The sequence below is a fragment of the Proteus sp. fly-1089 genome (genome assembly GCF_040138965.1).
GTDB lineage: Bacteria > Pseudomonadota > Gammaproteobacteria > Enterobacterales > Enterobacteriaceae > Proteus > Proteus vulgaris_B.
On sequence record NZ_JBEETS010000002.1, the window covers coordinates 163,383 to 185,119 of the forward strand.

Annotated in this window: 18 protein-coding genes; 15 read left to right on the forward strand and 3 right to left on the reverse strand. The window is 39.8% G+C overall.

The window, feature by feature from the left end:
* Positions 1-106 precede the first annotated feature (106 nt).
* Entirely contained in the window at positions 107-2,539 is a 2,433-nt protein-coding gene (gene hrpB, locus ABN080_RS07290; protein WP_349440876.1) for an ATP-dependent helicase HrpB, read from the reverse strand.
* Between the two features lie 85 nt (positions 2,540-2,624).
* Here hrpB and sfsA point away from each other — a divergent pair, with 85 nt between their 5' ends.
* The 14 genes from sfsA (at position 2,625) to fbpC (ending at position 17,639) form a co-directional block, all read left to right on the forward strand.
* The gene (sfsA, locus tag ABN080_RS07295; RefSeq protein WP_072070957.1) at positions 2,625-3,335 is read left to right on the forward strand and encodes a DNA/RNA nuclease SfsA; all 711 of its coding nucleotides are present in this window, start codon (positions 2,625-2,627) and stop codon (positions 3,333-3,335) included.
* A 196-nt stretch (positions 3,336-3,531) separates the two neighbouring features.
* Positions 3,532-3,987, forward strand: a complete 456-nt coding sequence (gene dksA / locus ABN080_RS07300) for an RNA polymerase-binding protein DksA (RefSeq protein ID WP_023580786.1) — start codon at positions 3,532-3,534, stop codon at positions 3,985-3,987.
* A 54-nt stretch (positions 3,988-4,041) separates the two neighbouring features.
* Positions 4,042-4,953: a tRNA glutamyl-Q(34) synthetase GluQRS gene (gene gluQRS, locus ABN080_RS07305; RefSeq protein ID WP_349440724.1), complete on the forward strand. Its 912-nt coding sequence runs from the start codon at positions 4,042-4,044 to the stop codon at positions 4,951-4,953.
* 310 nt (positions 4,954-5,263) lie between these two features.
* Complete coding sequence (pcnB, locus tag ABN080_RS07310; RefSeq protein WP_340896625.1) at positions 5,264-6,601, forward strand: polynucleotide adenylyltransferase PcnB; 1,338 nt, start codon at positions 5,264-5,266, stop codon at positions 6,599-6,601.
* Positions 6,594-7,088, forward strand: a complete 495-nt coding sequence (gene folK / locus ABN080_RS07315; RefSeq protein ID WP_340895295.1) for a 2-amino-4-hydroxy-6-hydroxymethyldihydropteridine diphosphokinase — start codon at positions 6,594-6,596, stop codon at positions 7,086-7,088. The genes pcnB and folK overlap by 8 nt, the downstream gene beginning before the upstream one ends.
* Before the next feature lie 361 nt (positions 7,089-7,449).
* Positions 7,450-8,241, forward strand: coding sequence for a 3-methyl-2-oxobutanoate hydroxymethyltransferase (gene panB, locus ABN080_RS07320; protein ID WP_349440727.1), 792 nt, complete (start codon positions 7,450-7,452; stop codon positions 8,239-8,241).
* A gap of 43 nt (positions 8,242-8,284) precedes the next feature.
* Positions 8,285-9,136 carry a pantoate--beta-alanine ligase gene (panC, locus tag ABN080_RS07325; RefSeq protein ID WP_349440728.1) on the forward strand — a complete coding sequence of 284 codons (852 nt, stop codon included), beginning with the start codon at positions 8,285-8,287 and terminating at the stop codon, positions 9,134-9,136.
* Between the two features lie 42 nt (positions 9,137-9,178).
* A complete protein-coding gene (panD, locus tag ABN080_RS07330) occupies positions 9,179-9,559 on the forward strand; it encodes an aspartate 1-decarboxylase (RefSeq protein WP_064719124.1) in 381 nt (126 codons plus the stop codon).
* Between the two features lie 226 nt (positions 9,560-9,785).
* Positions 9,786-10,418 (forward strand): response regulator, encoded by a 633-nt coding sequence (locus ABN080_RS07335; protein ID WP_349440729.1) that lies wholly within the window; start codon positions 9,786-9,788, stop codon positions 10,416-10,418.
* Position 10,419: 1 nt separating this feature from the next.
* Positions 10,420-11,976: an MASE1 domain-containing sensor histidine kinase gene (locus tag ABN080_RS07340; RefSeq protein ID WP_349440730.1), complete on the forward strand. Its 1,557-nt coding sequence runs from the start codon at positions 10,420-10,422 to the stop codon at positions 11,974-11,976.
* A 67-nt stretch (positions 11,977-12,043) separates the two neighbouring features.
* Positions 12,044-13,396: an MFS transporter family glucose-6-phosphate receptor UhpC gene (gene uhpC / locus ABN080_RS07345; protein WP_082151857.1), complete on the forward strand. Its 1,353-nt coding sequence runs from the start codon at positions 12,044-12,046 to the stop codon at positions 13,394-13,396.
* Positions 13,397-13,398: 2 nt separating this feature from the next.
* Positions 13,399-14,430 (forward strand): ABC transporter substrate-binding protein, encoded by a 1,032-nt coding sequence (locus tag ABN080_RS07350; protein ID WP_023580795.1) that lies wholly within the window; start codon positions 13,399-13,401, stop codon positions 14,428-14,430.
* A 74-nt stretch (positions 14,431-14,504) separates the two neighbouring features.
* Positions 14,505-16,583, forward strand: a complete 2,079-nt coding sequence (locus ABN080_RS07355) for an ABC transporter permease (protein ID WP_349440731.1) — start codon at positions 14,505-14,507, stop codon at positions 16,581-16,583.
* Positions 16,584-16,598: 15 nt separating this feature from the next.
* Entirely contained in the window at positions 16,599-17,639 is a 1,041-nt protein-coding gene (gene fbpC, locus ABN080_RS07360; protein WP_072070967.1) for a ferric ABC transporter ATP-binding protein, read from the forward strand.
* Positions 17,640-17,881: 242 nt separating this feature from the next.
* On the opposite strand, the gene dsdA is transcribed toward fbpC, so the two are convergent.
* Both dsdA and dsdX read right to left on the reverse strand, forming a co-directional pair.
* Entirely contained in the window at positions 17,882-19,210 is a 1,329-nt protein-coding gene (gene dsdA, locus ABN080_RS07365) for a D-serine ammonia-lyase (RefSeq protein ID WP_349440732.1), read from the reverse strand.
* Between the two features lie 12 nt (positions 19,211-19,222).
* The gene (gene dsdX, locus ABN080_RS07370; protein ID WP_349440733.1) at positions 19,223-20,560 is read right to left on the reverse strand and encodes a D-serine transporter DsdX; all 1,338 of its coding nucleotides are present in this window, start codon (positions 20,558-20,560) and stop codon (positions 19,223-19,225) included.
* 223 nt (positions 20,561-20,783) lie between these two features.
* Between dsdX and dsdC the strand changes: the two genes are divergently transcribed.
* Entirely contained in the window at positions 20,784-21,728 is a 945-nt protein-coding gene (gene dsdC, locus ABN080_RS07375) for a DNA-binding transcriptional regulator DsdC (protein ID WP_349440734.1), read from the forward strand.
* Positions 21,729-21,737 lie beyond the last annotated feature (9 nt).

Here is a 21,737-nt window from a genome sequence, read left to right on the forward strand (position 1 = left end):
CCCTTTATCACGGGATAAAGAAGCCTAACATTGTCGCTATTTTTCTGTGTGATCACACAAGAAAGCTCTCAAATATAAATAACACTAGGTTAAAACTTGCATTTATTTATTGGCTATATTTTTTTACTCGCCGTGTAGGTGCAGTATTAGCGGGTGAATCAGGCCACAAATGTTTTGGGTAACGCCCTTTCATCTCTTTTTGTACCTCTTTATAACTTCCAACCCAAAACGTTGCTAAGTCTTGTGTTTTTTGAATAGGCCGATGAGCGGGTGATAATAACTCCATTACAACAGGTAATTGACCATTTGCTACAATAGGGCTTTGTTTCTCACCATAAACTTCTTGAATGCGGATCGCGATCACTGGTGGTAACTCTAGATCATATTGGATAGCCACTTTTGTACCTGTTGGTGCTAAATAGTGCGTTGGAAATAAATTTTGTAGCAACTGATTTTCATGCCATGTTAATTGGTTTTTAATAATTGTATTAATATCAATTTGTTGCAATGCTTTTAATGTTTGAATTTCACCCAATTCAGGCAACAACCATGCTTCTAAAGTTTCAAGTAATACAGATCCACCTAAATCAGGTAATAAGGCTTCTGGACACCATTTTTTCGCTAAAGAAAGCCGTATAAAAAACTGATTAGTCTCTTCACTAAGGGCTAATGCATTTAAGCCGTTATCTCTCAACCAACTCAATAATGCTTGTTGCATTTGTTGTTTATTGGGTTTGTCTAATTGACGCTGACTTAAGGTTAGTCGCCCTAATTGGCGTTGTTGCCAAGCAATTAACGTACCGCGTTTTTCATCCCATTCAACCGTGGTATTTTCTTCAATAAGTTCAGAAAAGGTCGTTGATATTTCATCAATATCAATAGGCAGCGCTAATAAAATCCTCGCATCAGCATAATGTGTATTTTGAAGTAACAACGGCGCTAAAATCCAAGGCGCACCACTTATTGCTTGAGTGTCGTCCATCATTGCCCCCTGCCCATTGGCTAAACGAAAACGGCCTTGATTATCACGATTTTTAGCAATTCTATCAGGAAACCCGACTGCTAATAATGCCCCTAATAATTCTGGACAAAAAGTCCCTTTTCGATGTTGAGAAAGTTGCTTTTCACGCCGTGTCCAGAAAGTATTTTTTTGTTGAGCAATCCACTCTAAATTAATTTCTTGCCCTCGTGGTGGTTCTTCTAGGATTGCACATAATCGAGAAGCCGTAACAAGATGATTGTCACTTTGTTCACTAGCATAATCTAATATTGCCGCGAGTCGAGGCTCTATTCCCCATTGCGCCATACGCAAGCCACGCGGTGTTAACCCATCTTGTTTATCAATAGCGCCTAAACGATACAATAAATCTTTAGCTGCATTCAATGCTTGTGACGAAGGTGTATCTAACCAGTTTAACTGGTTAATATCGCGACATCCCCATTGCAATACGGAAAGCCATAATGAGGATAAATCGCTACTTAAAATTTCTGGTACTTGATGAGAGGCAATGCGTTGTGATTGTTCTTGGCTCATTAAATGCCAGCAAATTCCAGCCTCAAGGCGACCCGCACGCCCAGCTCTTTGTGTTTGTGATGATTGACTAATTCTCTGGCGTAGCAAGCTGGTGATACCGCTTTTTAAATCAAACTGAGCGCGTTTCTCAATTGTACTATCCAATACAAGGCGGATACCTTCAATTGTTAAGCTGGTTTCTGCGATATTGGTCGCAAGTACCACTTTTCGATAGCCTTGCTCTGTTGGTTCTATCGCCTTTTGTTGTTCAGCTAATGAAAGAGCGCCATACAGTGGGAACAGCAATACTGAATTGTCTACTTTATCTTTTAGTATTTCAGTAACACGCATAATCTCTGCGCTACCCGGCAAGAATATCAACATGGAGCCTGTTTCTTGTGCCAGTAATCGCAAAGCCATGGTGGCAATTTCTTGTTCAAAAGGTTGATGTGTATTGATAGGAAAATAGCATCGTTCTACGGGATAACTGCGCCCTTGAGCGCTGATTATGGGCGCCTCAGGTAATAATGTCGTGAGTTTTTGATTATCTAATGTTGCAGACATAATCAAAACACGCAAATCATCGCGTAATCCCATTTGGACATCGAGTAATAGAGCCAGCGCTAAATCAGCCTGTAAACTGCGTTCATGAAATTCATCTAATATCACAAGACTGATACCTGTCAGTTCTGGATCTTGCTGTAACATGCGGTTTAATACACCTTCTGTTACCACTTCAAGTCGAGTGTGCTGGCTCACTTTGCTTTCTGCTTTCATACGATAGCCTATCGTATGACCCACTTCTTCATTAAGTTGGCTTGCTAAACGATAAGCAATGCTTTTAGCGGCAATTCGTCTTGGCTCTAGTAAAATTATTTTGCCATCAAAAAGGTTTTGCTGAAGTAAATAGAGGGGAAGCGCTGTTGATTTACCTGCACCTGTTGGCGCATGAAGTAAGACTTGTGGGGATTGTTTTAACGCAGTAACGATATTTTCCGTTACCTCAAAGATTGGCAATAAATGCACACAGGCTCCATGACTCATTAACTTTCTCGGCTTGGCATTGTAGCATTAGCGCTTTATTAAAGATCGTATTTTCATCGGAGTTGTCATGAAATTTGAGCAACCGCTACAATCTGCCACTTTACTAAAACGATATAAGCGTTTTTTAGCAGACGTTGTTACCCCTGATGGGGAAGAATTCACGCTTCATTGTGCCAACACAGGCGCAATGACAGGATGTGCGACTCCCGGTGATACGGTTTGGTATTCCACCTCTTCAAATGCAAAAAGAAAATACCCACATAGTTGGGAACTGACACAGACTCAAACTGATGATTGGATTTGTGTTAATACCTTAAGAGCGAATGGTATTGTTGCAGATGCCATTGAAGCAGGTGACATTCCAGAATTATCTGAATATGAAGAGATAAAAAGAGAAGTCAAATACGGGAATGAAAATAGTCGTATTGACATTTTACTTAAATCAAATCATAAAGTTGACTGCTATATTGAAGTGAAGTCAGTCACATTATTAGATAGCGGAATGGGTTATTTTCCTGATGCCAAAACACAACGTGGCCAGAAACATCTTCGAGAGTTGACGGCTATCGCAAAATTGGGCTTAAGGGCTGTCTTATTCTACGCAGTTCCCCATACTGGCATTACGGAAGTGACTGTTGCTAAAGAGATTGACCCTGACTATGCTTCATTGCTAAAAGAAGCGCATGATGCAGGGGTTGAAATTTTGTGTTATCGCATCAATATTAGTGAATACAATTTAACAATTGGACAGCAATTACCTTTCATTTCAAATGGTTAATTGTTTTTCATGGCCTTAGTTAAGCATTTTTTAACTAAAAAGGGACATTTACTTGCGTGCCTTCACACCATGAGAAAACTTATTAAAGGAATAATTGCTATCCTCGCGGGCATCTGCTATTTATAGCGCCCTATTTTTTCCCCTTCCTGTTTTGAAGGTGGGGATTATTCAGAAATGCGTATGTAGGAGAAGCATTATGCAAGAAGGGCAAAAGCGTAAAACATCGTCCATGAGCATTCTCGCTATTGCTGGCGTTGAGCCATATCAGGAAAAAGCGGGCGAAGAGTACATGAACGAAGCCCAATTAGCGCATTTTAAGCTAATACTTGAATCTTGGCGCAATCAGCTCAGGGATGAAGTCAACCGCACCGTTACTCATATGCAAGATGAGGCGGCAAACTTCCCTGATCCCGTTGACCGTGCTGCACAAGAAGAAGAATTCAGTCTTGAGCTGCGTAACCGTGATCGTGAACGTAAACTCATTAAGAAAATCGAGAAAACACTGAAAAAAGTTGAAGATGATGACTTCGGCTTCTGTGAATCTTGTGGCGTTGAAATCGGCATCCGCCGTTTAGAAGCTCGCCCTACCGCCGATTTATGTATCGACTGTAAAACATTAGCTGAAATCCGTGAAAAGCAGATGGCTGGCTAATTGATGAGCCAACGCCTCAACCTGATACGTTGAGGCGTTTATCTGAATCTTTCGATGCACGAGATTACAGACTATATTGGGCGCTTTGCGCCATCACCAACGGGTCAACTTCATTTTGGCTCATTGGTTACTGCACTTGGTAGTTACCTTCAAGCTCGCGCATACCACGGGCGTTGGCTTCTTCGCATCGATGATATTGATCCTTCTAGAGAACCTCCTAATACGGCATCCTTAATTATTCGCACATTAGAGCGTTATGGATTGTTTTGGGATGGTGATATTCTTTATCAATCACAACGCCATGATGCTTATCATGAAATACTGTCCGCACTTTGGCGAGAAGGTATCTGTTATCACTGCCAGTGTAGCCGTCATCGTTTGCATGATTTGGGTGGCGTGTATGATAATCACTGTCGCCACCACGCTCCGTTAGTGAATAGCGAGACACCTTTTGATAAAAACAGTGCATGGCGACTGATCCAGCAGCATCCTGTTTATCATTTTGAAGACATGATCCAAGGCACCTATTATTCTAAAAGTACATCTATCGTACTAGAAGATATGATTATTCACAGAAAAAATAACTTATTTGCGTATAATCTAGTGACGGTGATTGATGATAATTATCAAGGTGTGACCGAAGTGGTAAGAGGTGCTGATCTACTTGATCCCACATTGCGACAAATCAGTTTACATAAACAACTGAATTTACCTATTCCGCGTTATGCACATTTGCCTTTAGCAATAAATCATGACGGTAATAAATTATCGAAACAAAATCACGCGCATGCGTTGCCGGATTCTGATCCAAGACCCGTCATTATCGATGCTTTACAATTTCTTAATCAGCCAATTATCGCTGGCTGGCAGGATTATTCGTTAGCATCATTATTAGAGATTGCGATTGCGCAGTGGTCACCTTCTGAGATTTTAAAACAAAATCATCAGCAACAAGGATACGAATAAACCACACAAAGCATTCTCAAAAAATGTTCAGTAGGCTATGATTAGCCGCTTAATTTTTTTAATTATTAGAATTTATTATTCGAGGTGTCATATTTTTAATCGAGTAGCACATTTCTGCCGTAATCTGCTAGGGCGACAAACAACGTCATCAGACACACAACCGGTAGCAAGTGAAAGGCCAGTCACAACTGCATCTGACCGACCAATACAAGAAACACAGAAACCTGTGCGTCGGCGTCCTGCTATATCCGCAGACCGTCCCCGTAAGAAAAAGAGTAATAAAGAAAAGGCGAACGGGAGTGATTTGCCAATGACTGTGATCCCAAGAGATCAACACCCAATTTCACGTAAAGACATCAGTGACAATGCATTAAAAGTGCTTTATCGCCTAAACAACTCTGGTTTTCAGGCTTATTTAGTCGGTGGTGGTGTCCGTGACTTACTACTGGGAAAAAAACCAAAAGATTTTGATATTGCCACAAATGCAACCCCTGAAGATGTACGTCGATTATTCCGCAACAGTCGTTTAGTTGGTCGTCGTTTTCGTCTTGCACATATCATGTTTGGCCCTGAAGTGATTGAAGTGGCCACTTTCCGTGGCTCTCATGAAGATCATGAAATTTCAGATAACAACCAATCACAGCAAGCACAAAGCGGTATGTTACTGCGCGACAATATTTTTGGCTCCATTGAAGAAGATGCCATCCGTCGTGACTTTACATTAAACAGCCTCTATTACGGTGTTGATGATTTTGCTGTGCGTGATTACGTTGGAGGTTTAGCTGATCTTAAAGCTGGCATTATTCGTTTGATTGGCGATCCTGAGACGCGTTACCGCGAAGATCCCGTTAGAATGTTAAGAGCTATTCGCTTTGCCAGTAAGCTTGATATGCAAATTGCACCTGAAACCGCAGAGCCAATTAGCAGACTTGCGCCATTATTACGTAATATTCCTTCAGCTCGTCTGTTTGAAGAATCACTGAAATTATTACAAACAGGACAAGGCTATAAAACATATAAACTCATGTGTCGCCATCAGTTGCTTGAGCCGCTGTTCCCGCTAGTAGCATCAAAAATGACAGAACAACATGATACGCCGATGGAGAGAATGCTGGATCAAGTTCTCAAAAATACAGACTATCGTATTAATAAAGATATGCGTGTTAATCCGGCATTCTTATTTGCGGCAATGTTGTGGTATCCATTAATCGAACATGCAGAGAAATTAGTCCAAGAAAGTGGTCTTTCTTACTATGATTCTTTCGCTATGGCAATGAATGATATTTTAGATGAACAATGCCGTACAATTGCAATTCCAAAACGCATTACAACCATGATGCGTGATATCTGGCAATTACAGCAACGTTTACCTAAACGCCAAGGTCGTCGTGCAAATAAACTGCTTGAGCACCCTAAATTCCGTGCAGCATTCGACTTACTGGAATTACGTGCCAATGTACAACGTAATCCAGAACTTGAAGCATTAGCTAGTTGGTGGGCAGATTTCCAAGCCTCTAACAATACACAACAACGCTCAATGGTCTCAGAATTAGGTCAAGCACCTGTTCGTAGACGCCCTCGCCCACGTAAGCGTCCTCGCCATCCAAGTGCAAAAACAGCATCAAGACAAGAGAACAATAATGAGTAAACAGACAAAACGTGTTTATATCATTTTAGGTAGCAATTTGAATTCACCTGAGGATCAGGTAAATTCAGCAATTAAAGCAATCAGTGAGATCCCACAAACCACACTGATTGCTCAATCTTCCTGGTATCGTACTCGCCCTATGGGGCCACAAGATCAACCAGATTTTCTTAATGTTGCCGTCGCCGTTGATACAACCTTGGCGCCAGAAATCTTGCTTGATAACACTCAAGCGATTGAATTAGCACAAGGTCGCGTCAGAAAAGAAGGTAACCGCTGGGGCCCTAGAACGCTGGATCTCGATATTATGTTATTTGGTGATGAAGTGATCCAAACAGAGCGTTTAACAGTGCCTCATTACGGGCTAAAAGTCCGTGAATTTATGCTCTATCCATTAGCCGAATTAGCACCAGATCTTCGCTTTCCTGATGGTGAGTTATTAGCAGATAGATTAGCGTTAGTGCCTGAAAATGGCATGGAAAAGTGGTGATACCACGTAAATCCTCCACTAAAGCTAAAGGTTGATACTGTAAAAAATAAATACGGTATCAGCCTCTATCTCACTCCCACACATTCACTGTATTACAACCCCACCTTTATGACCTTCTCGCCATTTGAATGATTGTAGCTTTATTCCTATCACTAACTGATTGACATATATAATCTTTTCTTATTAATAATTCTTTTTTATTACTCATTTAACTACTTTTTCTTCGTTTTTAGTCCTTAAATGCTACAATCGAAAGCGGCTTTATATTTGTGATTTAAAAATTTACTTAATAAACAAATAATTATGTGAAGCATTTTATTTTATCTGCACACAAAAACCAACAATGATGGAGTTTGTTATAATGAAACCCACGACGCTTTCAACGCTAAATCGCTATAAGCAAGAAAAGAAAAAATTCGCTACGATCACCGCTTATGATGCAAGTTTTTCCCGCCTTTTCGCACAAGAAGGTATTCAAGCCATGCTTATTGGTGATTCATTGGGAATGACGCTACAAGGCCATAGCAGTACATTACCGGTTACTGTTGAGCAAATCGCCTATCACACCCGCTGTGTCAGAGCAGGTGCGCCGGACGCTTTTTTAATTGCTGATATGCCCTTTATGTCATATGCAACCCCAGAACAAGCTTGCCTTACTGCTGGTACCTTGATGCAAGCAGGGGCAAATATGGTGAAAATTGAAGGCGGTAATTGGCTTATTCCTACTGTTAAAATGCTAACAGAGCGCGCAGTACCCGTGTGTATTCACCTAGGATTAACGCCACAATCAGTCAACGTATTTGGCGGTTATAAAGTCCAAGGCAGAAAAGATTATGAAGCAGAGCAATTAAAGCAAGATGCAATCGCTCTTGAGAATGCAGGTGCTCAACTTGCGGTATTAGAGTGTGTGCCGGTTTCACTCGCCAAAACCATCACCGATGCATTAACAGTACCTGTGATAGGTATTGGTGCTGGAAATGTCACTGATGGGCAAATTCTGGTTATGCACGATTTATTAGGTTTAACACCTCAAGCACCGAAGTTCTCAAAAGATTTTTTACAAGAAGCCGGCTCATTAAAAGGCGCAGTTAGCCTTTATGTTCAGCAAGTAGAACAAGGCCTGTTTCCACAAGAGCAACATTCATTTAACTGATTTACCATCTCAATTTATAAATATCGTTTAAAGGAGTCACGCCGTGCTAATTATTGAAACTACGCTTATCTTACGCAGAGAAATCAAGCGATTAAAGCAAGAAGGTAAACGCATTGCATTGGTTCCAACAATGGGCAATCTTCATGAAGGTCATTTGAAACTGATTGAAGAAGCTCGTATTCATGCCGATGTGGTGATTGCGTCTATTTTTGTTAATCCACTTCAATTTGATAGAGAAGCCGATTTAGCAAATTACCCTCGTACTTTACAAGAAGATTGTGAATTATTGCGTGATAAAAATGTAGATATCATCTTTGCACCATCAGCAAAAGAGATGTATCCACATGGTATGGAAAATCAAACAACGGTTGATGTACCTGTACTTTCTACTGTATTGGAAGGTGCAAGCCGCCCAGGACATTTTCGTGGTGTAACTACTGTCGTCAGTAAACTGTTTAATCTTGTTCAACCCGATATTGCAATGTTTGGTGAAAAAGATTTCCAACAACTGCAAATTATCAAGAAGATGGTAAGTGATTTATGTATGGATATCAGCATCGTTCCTGTTGCTATCGTACGTAATAAAGAAGGGCTTGCATTAAGCTCTCGTAATCGCCTGTTATCCGAGAATGAAAAACAGCAAGCCCCTAAGCTTTATCAAGCTATACAAGTTATTGCCGAGCAATTAAAGTCAGGCAATCACGATGTAAACCAATTACTGCAAAATGCAAAAAGCACATTAGAAAGCCAAGGCTTTCGTACTGATGAATGCTTTATTTGCGATGCAGATACACTCACTCCATTAAATGAAGAGAGCCATCGTGCTGTTATTTTGATGGCTGCGTGGTTGGGTAATACTCGCCTTATTGATAATCAGCAAGTTGATCTTGTTTAATTAATTTGGTGTATTGATTATAAAAGAATAGGAAACACAACAATGCTACGCACTATGTTACAAGGCAAACTTCACCGCGTAAAAGTAACACAAGCCGATCTGCATTATGAAGGCTCTTGCGCGATTGATCAGGATTTTATGGATGCCGCTGGTATTCTTGAAAATGAAGCAATTGATATTTATAACGTAGATAATGGTGAACGCTTTTCAACTTACGCAATTTGTGCGGAAAGAGGTTCACGAATTATTTCAGTCAATGGTGCAGCTGCACGTCGAGCCGCCGTTGGTGATCGCTTAATTATTTGCTCTTATGTACAAATTCCTGATAGTGATGCGCGTAGCCATAAACCCAATATTGCATATTTTGAAGACAACAATGAAATGAAACGCATAGCCAAAGCCGTGCCGGTTCAAGTTGCCTAATTAATAAAATATTAATCACTTCCCATAGGCAGAGGTTCCCTGCTTATGGGAAATAATAACAATAAATAACCTATTGTTATTATTTGCTTGTCACGATTCACCTTGATAAAAACGAGATATAAGATTCAAAACCGTATTTCTTCTCCCTTTTTGCTCGCTTATCATCCTGTAGCTTGTTATAAATCAGGTAAGTATTATCTGACTACTCTCTGACTAATAAAAAATTATGATAAAAGTTGCTTTAGTGGATGATCACATTGTTGTGCGTTCTGGCTTTGCACAGCTGTTAATGCTAGAACCCGATATTCATATTGTAGGTGAGTATTCTAATGGGCAAGAAGCATGGCCTTATTTAGCATATGATGATATTGATGTTGCTGTCATGGATCTCTCTATGCCGGGTGAAAGTGGTTTACAACTGCAGAGCCGTTTAAAACAAAAACGCCCTGATTTTCGTACAATTATTTTAAGTATTTATGATACCCCCGCCTTTGTTCAAAGCGCACTTGATTCAGGTGCTCGTGGTTATTTAACCAAACGTTGTGGCCCCGAAGAATTAGTTCAAGCAGTACGCGCCGTACATCAAGGTGGCTGTTATCTTTGCTCTGATGCCATGAAAGCATTACGACATACCCCTGAGAAAGAAGATGCTCTGCATACATTAACGCCCCGTGAAAGAGAAATTTTCAACCTTTTAGTTCAAGGCGTTAATGTCAAAACAATTGCTGTACAACTTAATCTTAGCCATAAAACTGTACACGTTCATCGCGCTAATGTACTTGGTAAATTAGGCTGTGAAACAACCATCGACTTAGTCCATTTCGCCTTAAAAAATCAGTTGATCACAGGATCGCTGTAACATGAAAAGAGGACTGCGTTTTCTTCTTCAATCCCTCTTTTTATTACTCACCTACTCTTTACTTTGGCTATCACTTTGGGTGATTGGTTTCTATTTAAGTAAAAATGGGCAACAAGCAGCCCTTTTCTTACCTCAAGGTCTACGATTAGCCTTGATTATTTTGCTTTGGCGGCGCTTTTGGCTACCGATGTTATTTGCTGAATGGGGGCTTTATTACTGGCTAACACAAGAGCAGTTAATTACCCATGCTATTATTTATCTTTCTCCATTATTAAGCCTAATTATCGCCTTAGAAGTTCAACGTATTTGGTGGCGGTATCCACTCTACTGGCAACGCTTAACCTTGTTAATTGGCGCTGTTGGCTTTAATAGTCTGTTACAAGCCTTTATTCTTGGCTTTTTTATTAATACCACCAGCGGAGTTTTTCTAACCTCAGTCACCGGTGGCATATTACTCGCACCTTTTGTTTTTTTACTTTATGAATATCTTCGTGAATTACAAAGTCGAGCGTTAATCTCTGATGGAACACCTGATCCTCCATTAAGAACATCATTATTAATGTGGGGATTTTTATTTTGCCTTATTGGATTAAGCGCACAGTTTTTCTTAACACCAGAAATAGAGCGTTTATTAGTTATTCTCGTTTTTATTCCTAATGTCTTTATGGCCTACCGTTATGGCTGGCAAGGTGGCGTATTATCGGCATTACTCGGAAGCTTAATTATTACCTTTGCTCGCCAAGTAAACGGTGCTTTTAACGACTTACGTGAATTAGAAATGTTCTTAACCACGCAAGCCATTATTGGCATTGGTTTAGGGATAGCAATAAGCCGCCAACAGCAATTAGCCCATAATTTACGTCATTATCGATTACGTCTAGAGCAAGAACTTCAAGCCAGACGTGAATTAATGGAGCAACTGGTTCACACCGAAGAAGATGTAAAAAAAGCTATTGCCCGCGAGTTACATGATGAAATTGGGCAAAATATTACTGCAATCCAAATTCAATCGATGCTAATGAAGAAAACGGCTAATAACGATAAAACGCGACAAACGGGCGAACAAATAGAACGCCTAGCATTGCAAATTCATCAATCTACACGTCAACTTCTGCGACAATTGCGCCCGCCTGTTTTAGAAGAAATGTCGCTTGAAAAAGCCCTTCACCATTTAATCAATGAATTTGCCTTCAATGACAATGACATCATCTGTAATTTTAATTATTCATTAGATAAAGAGCCTGAAAACGAAACCATAATTTTTACGCTCTACCGTTTGGTACAAGAGTTATTAAATAATATTAGTAAACATGCCAACGCAACCTATATTGAAGTCTCATTAACCCAAAACAAAAACCGCCTACGGTTGATCATTAGCGATAATGGTATTGGTATGCTCCCCACATCATTATCAACACAACAAAGTAGCGGTTTTGGATTGCGCGGCATTGAAGAACGCATTCGCGCTTTAGGTGGAGAATGGGAAGTGATAAATCATCACGGCACGAAAATAATTGTTAACTTACCCACAAATTCAAAAGAAAACAGTGAAAACTAAGAATAAGTCTTAGTCATCTACAACCTTATCTCATTCTTTTTCGCGACATTTTTTTTACATTTGCAACATCAAAGAGGATGTTATGTCAGGTAAAAATTCGGCATCAATAAATAAGACCTATAACTTTTGGCGCAAAAACTTAATGCTGTCGATGATTATTGGTTATGCCACTTTCTATCTTACACGTAAAAGCGTCAACTTTGTGATGCCCGTTATGCAGATTGAATTGAATTTAGATAAAGGAGATATCGGTTGGATAGCCAGCCTTTTTTATCTCACTTACGGTTTATCTAAATTTGTTTCTGGTATTTTCCATGATAGATGGGGATACCGCTGGTTTATGGGTGTGGGATTAGTGATGACTGGCATTATGAATATTATTTTTGCCTATTGTCTTTCATTTCCTGCACTGCTTTTGGTCTGGGCACTAAATGGTTTCTTTCAAGGCTTTGGCTGGCCGCCTTGTGCAAGGTTGTTAACACACTGGTATTCACGTAATGAGCGCGGCTTCTGGTGGGGATTATGGAATATTTCAATCAACCTTGGCGGGATGAGTCTTCCCATTTTAACAGCGTGGCTAGCGACGCATTATAGTTGGCAAGTGGCACTGCTTGTACCCGGTATTATCGGCATTATTATTGGGTTATGGCTATGCGTGCGGTTAAAAGGCACTCCGGTAGAAGAAGGATTGCCTACCGTCGGTGTATGGCGACGTGATGTTTTTGAACTACGTCAAGAGCAAGCTTCTCCACCTAAACCGATGCTAACTATTTTGAAAGAGAGCATTTTATTTAACCGAATGATTTGGTTGCTAGGATTTTCTTATATTTTGGTTTATCTCATACGTATGGCGATAAACGATTGGGGAAATATCTGGTTATCAGAAACACATGGTGCCAACTTATTGAGTGCTAATGCCATCCTCTCTTTATTTGAAGTGGGTGGTTTATTAGGGGCGTTATGTTCAGGTTGGGGCTCGGATCTCTTATTCCGAGGCCAACGAGCACCAATGATATTACTGTTTTCACTCGGACTTTTTACCGCAGTGGCAGCCCTTTGGTTAATTCCAATTCATCATTATGCTCTACTCGCAGCCTGTTTTTTTAGTATCGGTTTTTTCGTGTTCGGACCACAGATGTTAATCGGGCTTGCTGCAACAGAATATTGCCATAAAAACGCGGCAGGCACGGTAACTGGCTACTTGGGATTGTATGCCTACTTAGGGGCAGCAATGGCAGGTTGGCCATTAAGTCAGGTCATGGCGCATTATGGTTGGACTGGGATGTTTGCATTATTAACCAGTGCTGCGGCCTTAATGGGACTACTGCTAATGCCGTTGTTGATTGCTGATGTCAGCAAACAAGAGCATTTAGTAGGCCCTCTTTCATTTTCCGATGACGACACATTTAAAAGGTTCTGAACATGAAATTGAAAACCCTCTCTACACTTGTTGCTACTGGTCTGGCACTTTCTGCTGTTAGCTTATCAACCCACGCTGCCGGTCGCTTAGTGGTTTACTGTAGTGCGACAAATGCAATGTGTGAAGCTGAAACAAAAGCCTTTGCCGAAAAATATGATGTTAAAACGACCTTCGTTCGTAATGGTTCGGGGAGTACTTTAGCCAAAATCGAAGCTGAAAAACGTAATCCACAAGCTGACGTTTGGTATGGCGGTACAATGGATCCTCACTCACAAGCGGGTGAAATGGATCTGCTAGAGCCTTATGTTTCACCTAATCTCGATCAAATCATGCCACAATTTCGTGATCCCGCTAAACGCAAAGGTAACTACTCTTCTGCGGTTTATGTCGGTATCTTAGGCTTCGGCGTTAATAAAGATCGCTTAAAGGAAAAAGGAATTGCTATTCCAACTTGTTGGAAAGATTTAATCAAACCTGAATATAAAGGTGAAATTCAAATCGCCGATCCACAAAGTTCAGGAACTGCTTATACCGCACTAGCAACCTTCGACCAGTTATGGGGTACTGAACAAGCCTTTGATTATCTAAAGAAAATCAACACCAACATCTCTCAATACACAAAATCAGGTATTGCCCCAGCACGAAATGCAGCCCGTGGTGAAGCAGCCATTGGTATTGGTTTCTTACATGATTACTCATTAGAAGTTGAAAATGGCGCACCACTTGAATTGATTTCACCTTGTGAAGGTACAGGCTATGAAATCGGTGGTGTCAGTATCATCAAAAATGCCCGTAATATGGATAATGCTAAATTATTTGTAGATTGGACACTCTCAAAAGAAGCGCAAGAAATTAGTTGGAAAGAAGGTAAATCTTACCAAATTCTAACCAATACCTCGGCTGAATCTTCACCAATGGCACTGAAATTATCAGACTTAAAACTCATCAACTACGACATGGATAAATATGGCGATAGTGAAGTACGTAAAGAACTGATTAATAAGTGGGTTACCGAAGTAAAAATGGGTAAATAGCCCATTAATAGAGCGAGATAACCTCTCGCTCTCTTTTTCACATAATAATAAATATATTTACTCTCGGGGGATTTATGTCTCACACACTCGCTTTACCTGAAAAAAAGAGGCGGGACCCCATATTTTTATGGGTCCTAATTGCTTGGATGGCTTTTGCATTACTGCCGTCATGGAGCCTTGATTACGGTCTTTTAGATTCTACAGCAGATGAATTACTCACCTATTACGGTTGGAGTAGCGTCAATATCAGTTGGCTCTGGTTTGTATTACCGAGTTTACTGCTCTTTCGTTCATTAAACGAACCTAAGCGTGAAAATCGCTCTCGCCACTATTTTGATGCCGGTTTTGCCTTATTTTGTGCTGTTATTACAATAGTTAGTGCAACGTTTGAAGGACGAGGTTTAGGTTATTCTGCGATCATCCTCTTTATTTCTCTGGGAATGATCATGAAAACCGCCTTAACACGCTTGGAATGGCTTGGCGGTGATAGCTTTGTTATTGGCTCTTTGATAGCCGTTGTTGCTCTGATTGGCGCCTTTATTATCTTTCCTAGCATCGCTATTTTTATTCCAATGTTTAAAGATAGCGCAGGCAATTTCGCTCCATTTGAATTTATTGCTATCTTAAGCCAAGCTCATATTGTACAAGTGATGCTCAACTCCATAATGCTCTCTATTGCTGTGGGCATAGGTTGTACTTTCTTTGGTTTAATTCTAGCAATTTATACATCTCGTATTGCGGTACGCTCTGCCATTATTGGTCGCGTATTTTCTATCTTACCTATCGTAACGCCTCCTTTTGTTGTCGGTTTAGGGGTCACACTTATGATGGGGCGCTCTGGTTATGTGACAGAGTTTCTTGCCACTTACGCTGGGCTTGAAAATACCAACTGGTTATACGGTTTTACAGGAATTTGGTTGGCTCAAGTTCTCGCCTTTACCCCAATGTCGTTTATGATTTTAGACGGTGCTATTAAAACCATTCATCCTTCATTAGAAGAGGCGTCTTACACATTAAGAGCTAACCGTTATCAAACCTTCTTTAACGTCTTTATGCCGTTACTTAAACCCGCATTAGCTAATGCGTTTTTAATTGTGATTGTGCAATCTCTTGCTGACTTTAGTAACCCATTGGTTTTAGGGGGTAACTTTGATGTTATCGCCACACAGATTTATTTCTATATCACCGGCTCTCAACTAGATTATCAATCAGCCAGTACATTAGGTGCGTCACTCTTAGTTTTCTCACTATTAGTGTTCTGTGTGCAGTATATGTGGATTGGTAAACGCTCTTACGTCACCGTATCAGGGAAATCCTATCGTGGTGATGTTCAACCTTTACCATCGTCATTAATTGCATTTGTAACAACTGTTCTTGGCATTTGGGTTGTCTTTAATATCTTGTTATATGGCAGTATTTTCTATGGTAGTTTTACCGTTAACTGGGGTGTTGATTACACCTTAACCCTTGATAACTTTATCAAGTTATTTGGTCAAGGAATGAGTGATGGAGCATGGCCTTCATTATTGGATACCTTGTTATATGCGGGTATTGCAGCACCTATTACAGCCATTCTTGGATTGCTAATCGCCTATATCGTTGTGCGCCAAGACTTTAAAGGTAAGAAAAGTATTGAGTTCACAACCATGCTTTGTTTCGCTGTGCCGGGAACTGTTGCGGGTGTCTCTTATATTCTTGCGTTTAACGACTCACCGTTCTATTTAACGGGCACTGCGGCGATTGTGATTATCTCTATGACAATGCGTAATGTGCCAGTAGGGATACGTGCAGGTATTGCGGGATTAGGGCAAATTGACAAATCACTTGATGAAGCCTCTTTAAGCTTAAGAGCAAATTCAATGAGAACGATTTTCTATGTGCTATTACCGCTATTGCGCCCAGCTATTTTGTCTGCGCTGATTTATAGCTTTGTGCGTGCCATTACCACAGTCAGTGCCATCGTCTTCCTTGTTACACCCGATACGCGTGTTGCAACTGCTTATATTTTAAACCGTGTTGAAGATGGTGAATACGGCGTCGCAATTGCCTACGGCTCGATTTTAATCGTCGTTATGTTGGCAATTATTTTCTTATTTGACTATTTGATTGGCGAAGCCCGTGTTTCACGCTCTAAAGCCAAGAATGCACAGTAATACGGAGTATCAATCATGACACAACAACATTTCGTTGAACTGAAAAATGTCATTAAGCGCTTTGGCTCTAACACAGTTATTGAAGATCTCAGCTTGTCTATTCCACAAGGTAAAATGGTTTCATTATTAGGACCTTCTGGTTGTGGTAAAACAACTGTTTTACGTTTAGTGGCCGGGTTAGAAAAACCAACAGAAGGTAAGATTTTTATTGATGGTGAAGATGTCACTGAACGCTCAATTCAACAACGCGATATCTGTATGGTGTTTCAGTCTTATGCCCTTTTCCCTCATATGTCATTAGGGGAAAACATTGGTTATGGCTTAAAAATGCTCGGGCGTCCGAAAGCAGAAATCAAACAACGAGTAACTGAAGCCTTAGAGCTGGTGGATTTAGCCGGCTTTGAAGATCGTTTTGTTGACCAAATTTCAGGCGGTCAACAACAACGTGTTGCATTAGCTCGTGCGTTAATTTTAAAGCCGAAAGTGCTGCTTTTTGATGAACCACTCAGTAACCTTGATGCGAACTTGCGTCGTAGTATGAGAGAGAAAATTCGTGAATTACAACAACAGTTTAATATCACTTCTCTTTATGTAACCCATGACCAAAGTGAAGCTTTTGCGGTTTCTGACATGGTATTGGTGATGAATAAAGGTAAGATAATGCAATTAGGTTCACCACAAACTCTTTATCGCCAACCGGCTTCTGAATTTATGGCCAGCTTTATGGGTGATGCAAACTTATTCCCAGCCACGTTAGGCGCTGATTATGTTGATATCTTCCAATATCGCCTACCAAAGCCAGATACATTTAATACCACTAAAACAGACGTTAGAGTTGGAGTTAGACCCGAAGCTATCACCTTATCTCAACAAGGCGATGCCTGCCAGCAATGTAAAATAGTGCATGTGGCTTATATGGGACCTCAGTATGAGGTAACCGTCGAATGGCAAAATCAGACTTTACTATTACAAGTCAATGCCACACAGCTTCAACCAAATGTAGGTGACAGTTATTATCTCCAAATTCATCCTTATGGCATGTTTATTTTAGAATAAATTTAATATTTAAAGCGGTAGATATAAGTGAGGCACCCTATGGGTGCCTCTTTTTTTATGATTATAATACTACGACATTTTCCCCTGGTGCGACATCCTGGTGTGAATGTTTGATGTAACACTTGGTTTAATCCATTGTTACTATATTATTGTTTTATATAATAATTATTGGATACTCGCACTACTCCCTTTTATTTTATATGGAACGATAAAGGCAAACCTTATCGCCCCAGATCTACGCTCTATTTTCCTTGAGCGAGATATTTTTGCATTTCATCCGCAGGAACCATGCCACCACCTGTGGCCCAGACTAAATGCGTTGCATTTTGCATTTTTTGACTGTCTAGTGATAAATCTTGCAGATAATCTTTAGCTTGAGTGACGTGTACAGCTCCCGCCATTCCTGCTAATGCCGAAGGTTCTAACTTAATGCCTTCTTCTTTATTTAACAGACTTAGCAAATCATAAAGCTCTTGATCATCAATAGTGTAATAACCATCAATTAAGCGCTCCATTGCACGCCCCACGAAGCCTGATGCGCGACCAACAGCCAAACCGTCAGCGGCAGTCACGTTGTCGATGCCAATTTCTTGTACTGAAATACCTTCATGTAACTGGGTATAAACGCCCAATAACATACAAGGTGAATGTGTTGGCTCAGCAAATAAACAATGCACTGCATCACCAAATGCCAGTTTTAGCCCAAACGCAACACCACCAGGACCACCACCAACACCACAAGGCAAATAAACAAACAGAGGATGTTCACTATCAACACGAACACCTTGCTCTTCAAATTGACGTTTCAAACGTAATCCGGCAACGGCATAACCCAAGAACAAGGTTTTTGAATTTTCATCATCAATAAAGAAGCAGTTAGGATCTTTTTCTGCTTCTTTACGGCCTTCTTCTACAGCAATACTGTAATCTTGTTCATATTCAACAACATTAACGCCATGGGAGCGTAATTTGTCTTTTTTCCACTGACGTGCATCAGCAGACATATGAACGCTTACACTAAAGCCTAATTTCGCACTCATGATCCCAATAGACATACCTAAGTTGCCTGTTGAACCAACCGCGATGCTGTATTGGCTAAAGAATTTACGGAATTCATCAGAGAATAATTTTTCATAATTATCATCTGTATTCAGTAATCCCGCGTTTATTGCCAATTTCTCAGCGTGCGTTAATACTTCATAAATTCCACCTCGTGCTTTAATTGAGCCTGAAATTGGTAAATGGCTATCCTTTTTCAAACGCAACTGACCGCAAATGGTTGTGTTATAACGCTTTTCAAGAGCAATTTTCATCTTAGGAATATCAACCACTTCTGATTCGATAATTCCTTGAGTAATCGCCGTTTCTGGAAATGCTTTAGCTAAATAAGGTGCAAAACGTTGTAACCGTGCTTGTGCATCAATTACGTCATCTTGCGTTAAACCAACATATGGAAGTCCCTGGTCAGTGGTGGTCACCTTTGGGTTAAACCAAACCACTTCTTTTAAGTCCACTAAGTCACGAACTAGTGGAAAATTACTTATTAGTTTATTTATATCTATATGGCTCATAGTCGTTCTCTTTTATATGACAAAAGAAAGCATAAATGTACCGCCTAATGCGACAAAGGAGGCAATAAAGGTCGCGACGCTGTAAAAACGAAAAGTTTCACTTAAAGTTGCATTACAATACTGTTTCACTAACCAAAACAGTGAGTCTGTGACGATGGTACAACCAATAGCACCTGAACCAATTGCTAAGGTAATAATTTCAGGGCTAATGTCTGGGTATAAAGGCATTAATGGTGCAACAATTGCAGTAGCTCCCATCATTGCAACCGTTGCAGAACCAACAGCAGCATGAAGGATAATGGCAACCAACCAAGCCAATAAAATAGGATGCATGTCCAAGTTAGAAAGAATTAACGCTAAAGATTCACTTAAACCACTGCCTTTTAAAATACCATTAAAAGCACCACCAGCACCAATGATTAATAAGATATTGGCAATAGAGCTAAAACTATCTTCTGTTTTCTTTAATAAGATATTCATACCCATATTACGGCGAATACCTAAAACATAATAAGCGACAAAAGCAGCAATAAACATCGCAGTAATTGGGTTACCAATAAACTGTAATGCAGTATAAAGCGAAGTGCCTTTTGTCATATTTAATTCTGCGGCTGTTTTTATCAGCATCAGAACAATTGGCAATAATACCGTAAAGAGAGTGGCACCGAGCGAAGGCAAATCTTTTTCTTCACGCACTTCCATATCTGAAAATTCTTCAGGTACAGTTTTAAACGGCAAACGCTCACCTAATACTTTTAAAAATAACGGACCACCGACTAATGAAGCTACTAAACCAACCGCAAGTCCGGCAACAATCACGGTTCCCATATCTGCGCCTAATTCATTAGTAACAAACAGCGCGGCTGGATGAGGAGGAACAATACAATGAACGGCCATTAATGCCGTACATAAAGGAATGGCTAATTTTAATAATGATGTATTTGTTTTTTTCGCAATTGAGAAAGCAAGTGGAATAAGTAATACCACACCAACTTCAACAAAAAGTGTAATACCACAAATAAGACCAACTAATACCATAATAACGTCTGGAGATAACCAACGGCACTTTTGCAATGTAATACCGATGCGTTCTGCGGCACCTGATATTTCCATCATTTTACCTAAAATAGTACCTAAACCGATAATTGCTGCTAAAAATCCGAGTGTACCGCCAATACCATTTTCAATCGCATTCACCATTTCTAAAGGGTTCATCTTCATTGCAGTGCCTACAAAGAAGCTGGCCAATAGTAAGGCTAAAAATGGGTGAAACTTAAGTTTTATTATAGTAAAAACAATGAGCAAGATACTAATTATAAGAGTACCTAGTACCCATAATGTTGAATCCATATATCCATCCCAAATCTTTTATTTATTGTTAAACATATTGAATATTAATCATTCGATACTTACAAATGATGAAAATTTACACTAAGATGAATTCAATTAACTCAAATAAGTGATCTTATCCACAAATAATCACATTTTGATGAGTGATAGCATGGTATTTCATCTTAACATTACCTTGATTGTTAACTAACGTTACTATCAATAATAAAATGAGAATAAAAGAATGTTTGAATCTTCTAGCGTGATTTTAAGAAATAAACGATTATCTAGTTATCAATTAGCCAGACTTCACACTTTTGAAGCAACAGGTCGTCACCTTTCATTTGCTTTAGCAGCAGAAGAGCTATCATTAACTCCCAGTGCTATTAGCCATCGTATTAATACACTAGAAGAAGAATTAGGCATTAAGTTATTTAACCGCTTTCATCGCCGAATTGAACTAACAGAAGAAGGTGAACGTATTTATTGGGCACTTAAAAAAACGTTAGAAGACATTAACCAAGAAATTTTAGATATCCATAACCAAGAAATCTCTGGTGTACTTACCGTTTATTCACGTCCTTCTATTGCCCAATGTTGGTTAGTTCCTCGTATTTCAGATTTTACTGAGCGTTACCCCTCCATTGAATTGAATCTGCTCACAGGAAATGATGACATTAACTTTCGAGGCTATGGTATTGATCTCGCAATCTATTTTGATGATAAGCAACTACAAAATCTTTATTGCGAAGACTTAATTTCAGAATCGATTATTCCGGTATGCAGCCCTGAGTACGCTAAAAAACATGAGCTTACAAATAATATTCATCATCTCTCTAATTGCACTTTGCTACATGATAGACAAGCATGGAGTAACAATTCTGATTTTGATGAATGGAGAGCTTGGAGTGAGCATATGGAGCTTTCACTTTTCCCTAATCGCAGTAATATCTGTTTTGATCGTTCTGATCTTGCAGTGATTGCTGCCGTTAATCACTCTGGCGTCGCGATGGGAAGAAAACGTTTAGTACAGAAACAACTGGCCAATAAGGAATTAATTATCCCTTTTAATAATAGTGAGCTTTTTTGTGCTCAGCGTTATTACCTTGTCACTCGAAACGAAAAGAATAATGCCAAAGTACAGCTTTTCATTCAGTGGCTGAAAAAACAGATCAAGGAAAGCATGTAATTTTTTAAG

Excerpts from the sequence above, each read along its gene's own strand:
- dsdX (WP_349440733.1), bottom strand. The coding sequence starts at position 20,560 with ATGGATTCAACATTATGGGTACTAGGTACTCTTATAATTAGTATCTTG.
- folK (WP_340895295.1), top strand. The coding sequence starts at position 6,594 with ATGAGTAAACAGACAAAACGTGTTTATATCATTTTAGGTAGCAATTTG.
- ABN080_RS07340 (WP_349440730.1), top strand. The coding sequence starts at position 10,420 with ATGAAAAGAGGACTGCGTTTTCTTCTTCAATCCCTCTTTTTATTACTC.
- panD (WP_064719124.1), top strand. The coding sequence starts at position 9,179 with ATGCTACGCACTATGTTACAAGGCAAACTTCACCGCGTAAAAGTAACA.
- ABN080_RS07335 (WP_349440729.1), top strand. The coding sequence starts at position 9,786 with ATGATAAAAGTTGCTTTAGTGGATGATCACATTGTTGTGCGTTCTGGC.
- dsdA (WP_349440732.1), bottom strand. The coding sequence starts at position 19,210 with ATGAGCCATATAGATATAAATAAACTAATAAGTAATTTTCCACTAGTT.
- dsdC (WP_349440734.1), top strand. The coding sequence starts at position 20,784 with ATGTTTGAATCTTCTAGCGTGATTTTAAGAAATAAACGATTATCTAGT.
- sfsA (WP_072070957.1), top strand. The coding sequence starts at position 2,625 with ATGAAATTTGAGCAACCGCTACAATCTGCCACTTTACTAAAACGATAT.
- dksA (WP_023580786.1), top strand. The coding sequence starts at position 3,532 with ATGCAAGAAGGGCAAAAGCGTAAAACATCGTCCATGAGCATTCTCGCT.
- pcnB (WP_340896625.1), top strand. The coding sequence starts at position 5,264 with ATGACTGTGATCCCAAGAGATCAACACCCAATTTCACGTAAAGACATC.
- ABN080_RS07350 (WP_023580795.1), top strand. The coding sequence starts at position 13,399 with ATGAAATTGAAAACCCTCTCTACACTTGTTGCTACTGGTCTGGCACTT.
- fbpC (WP_072070967.1), top strand. The coding sequence starts at position 16,599 with ATGACACAACAACATTTCGTTGAACTGAAAAATGTCATTAAGCGCTTT.
- ABN080_RS07355 (WP_349440731.1), top strand. The coding sequence starts at position 14,505 with ATGTCTCACACACTCGCTTTACCTGAAAAAAAGAGGCGGGACCCCATA.
- panB (WP_349440727.1), top strand. The coding sequence starts at position 7,450 with ATGAAACCCACGACGCTTTCAACGCTAAATCGCTATAAGCAAGAAAAG.
- gluQRS (WP_349440724.1), top strand. The coding sequence starts at position 4,042 with ATGCACGAGATTACAGACTATATTGGGCGCTTTGCGCCATCACCAACG.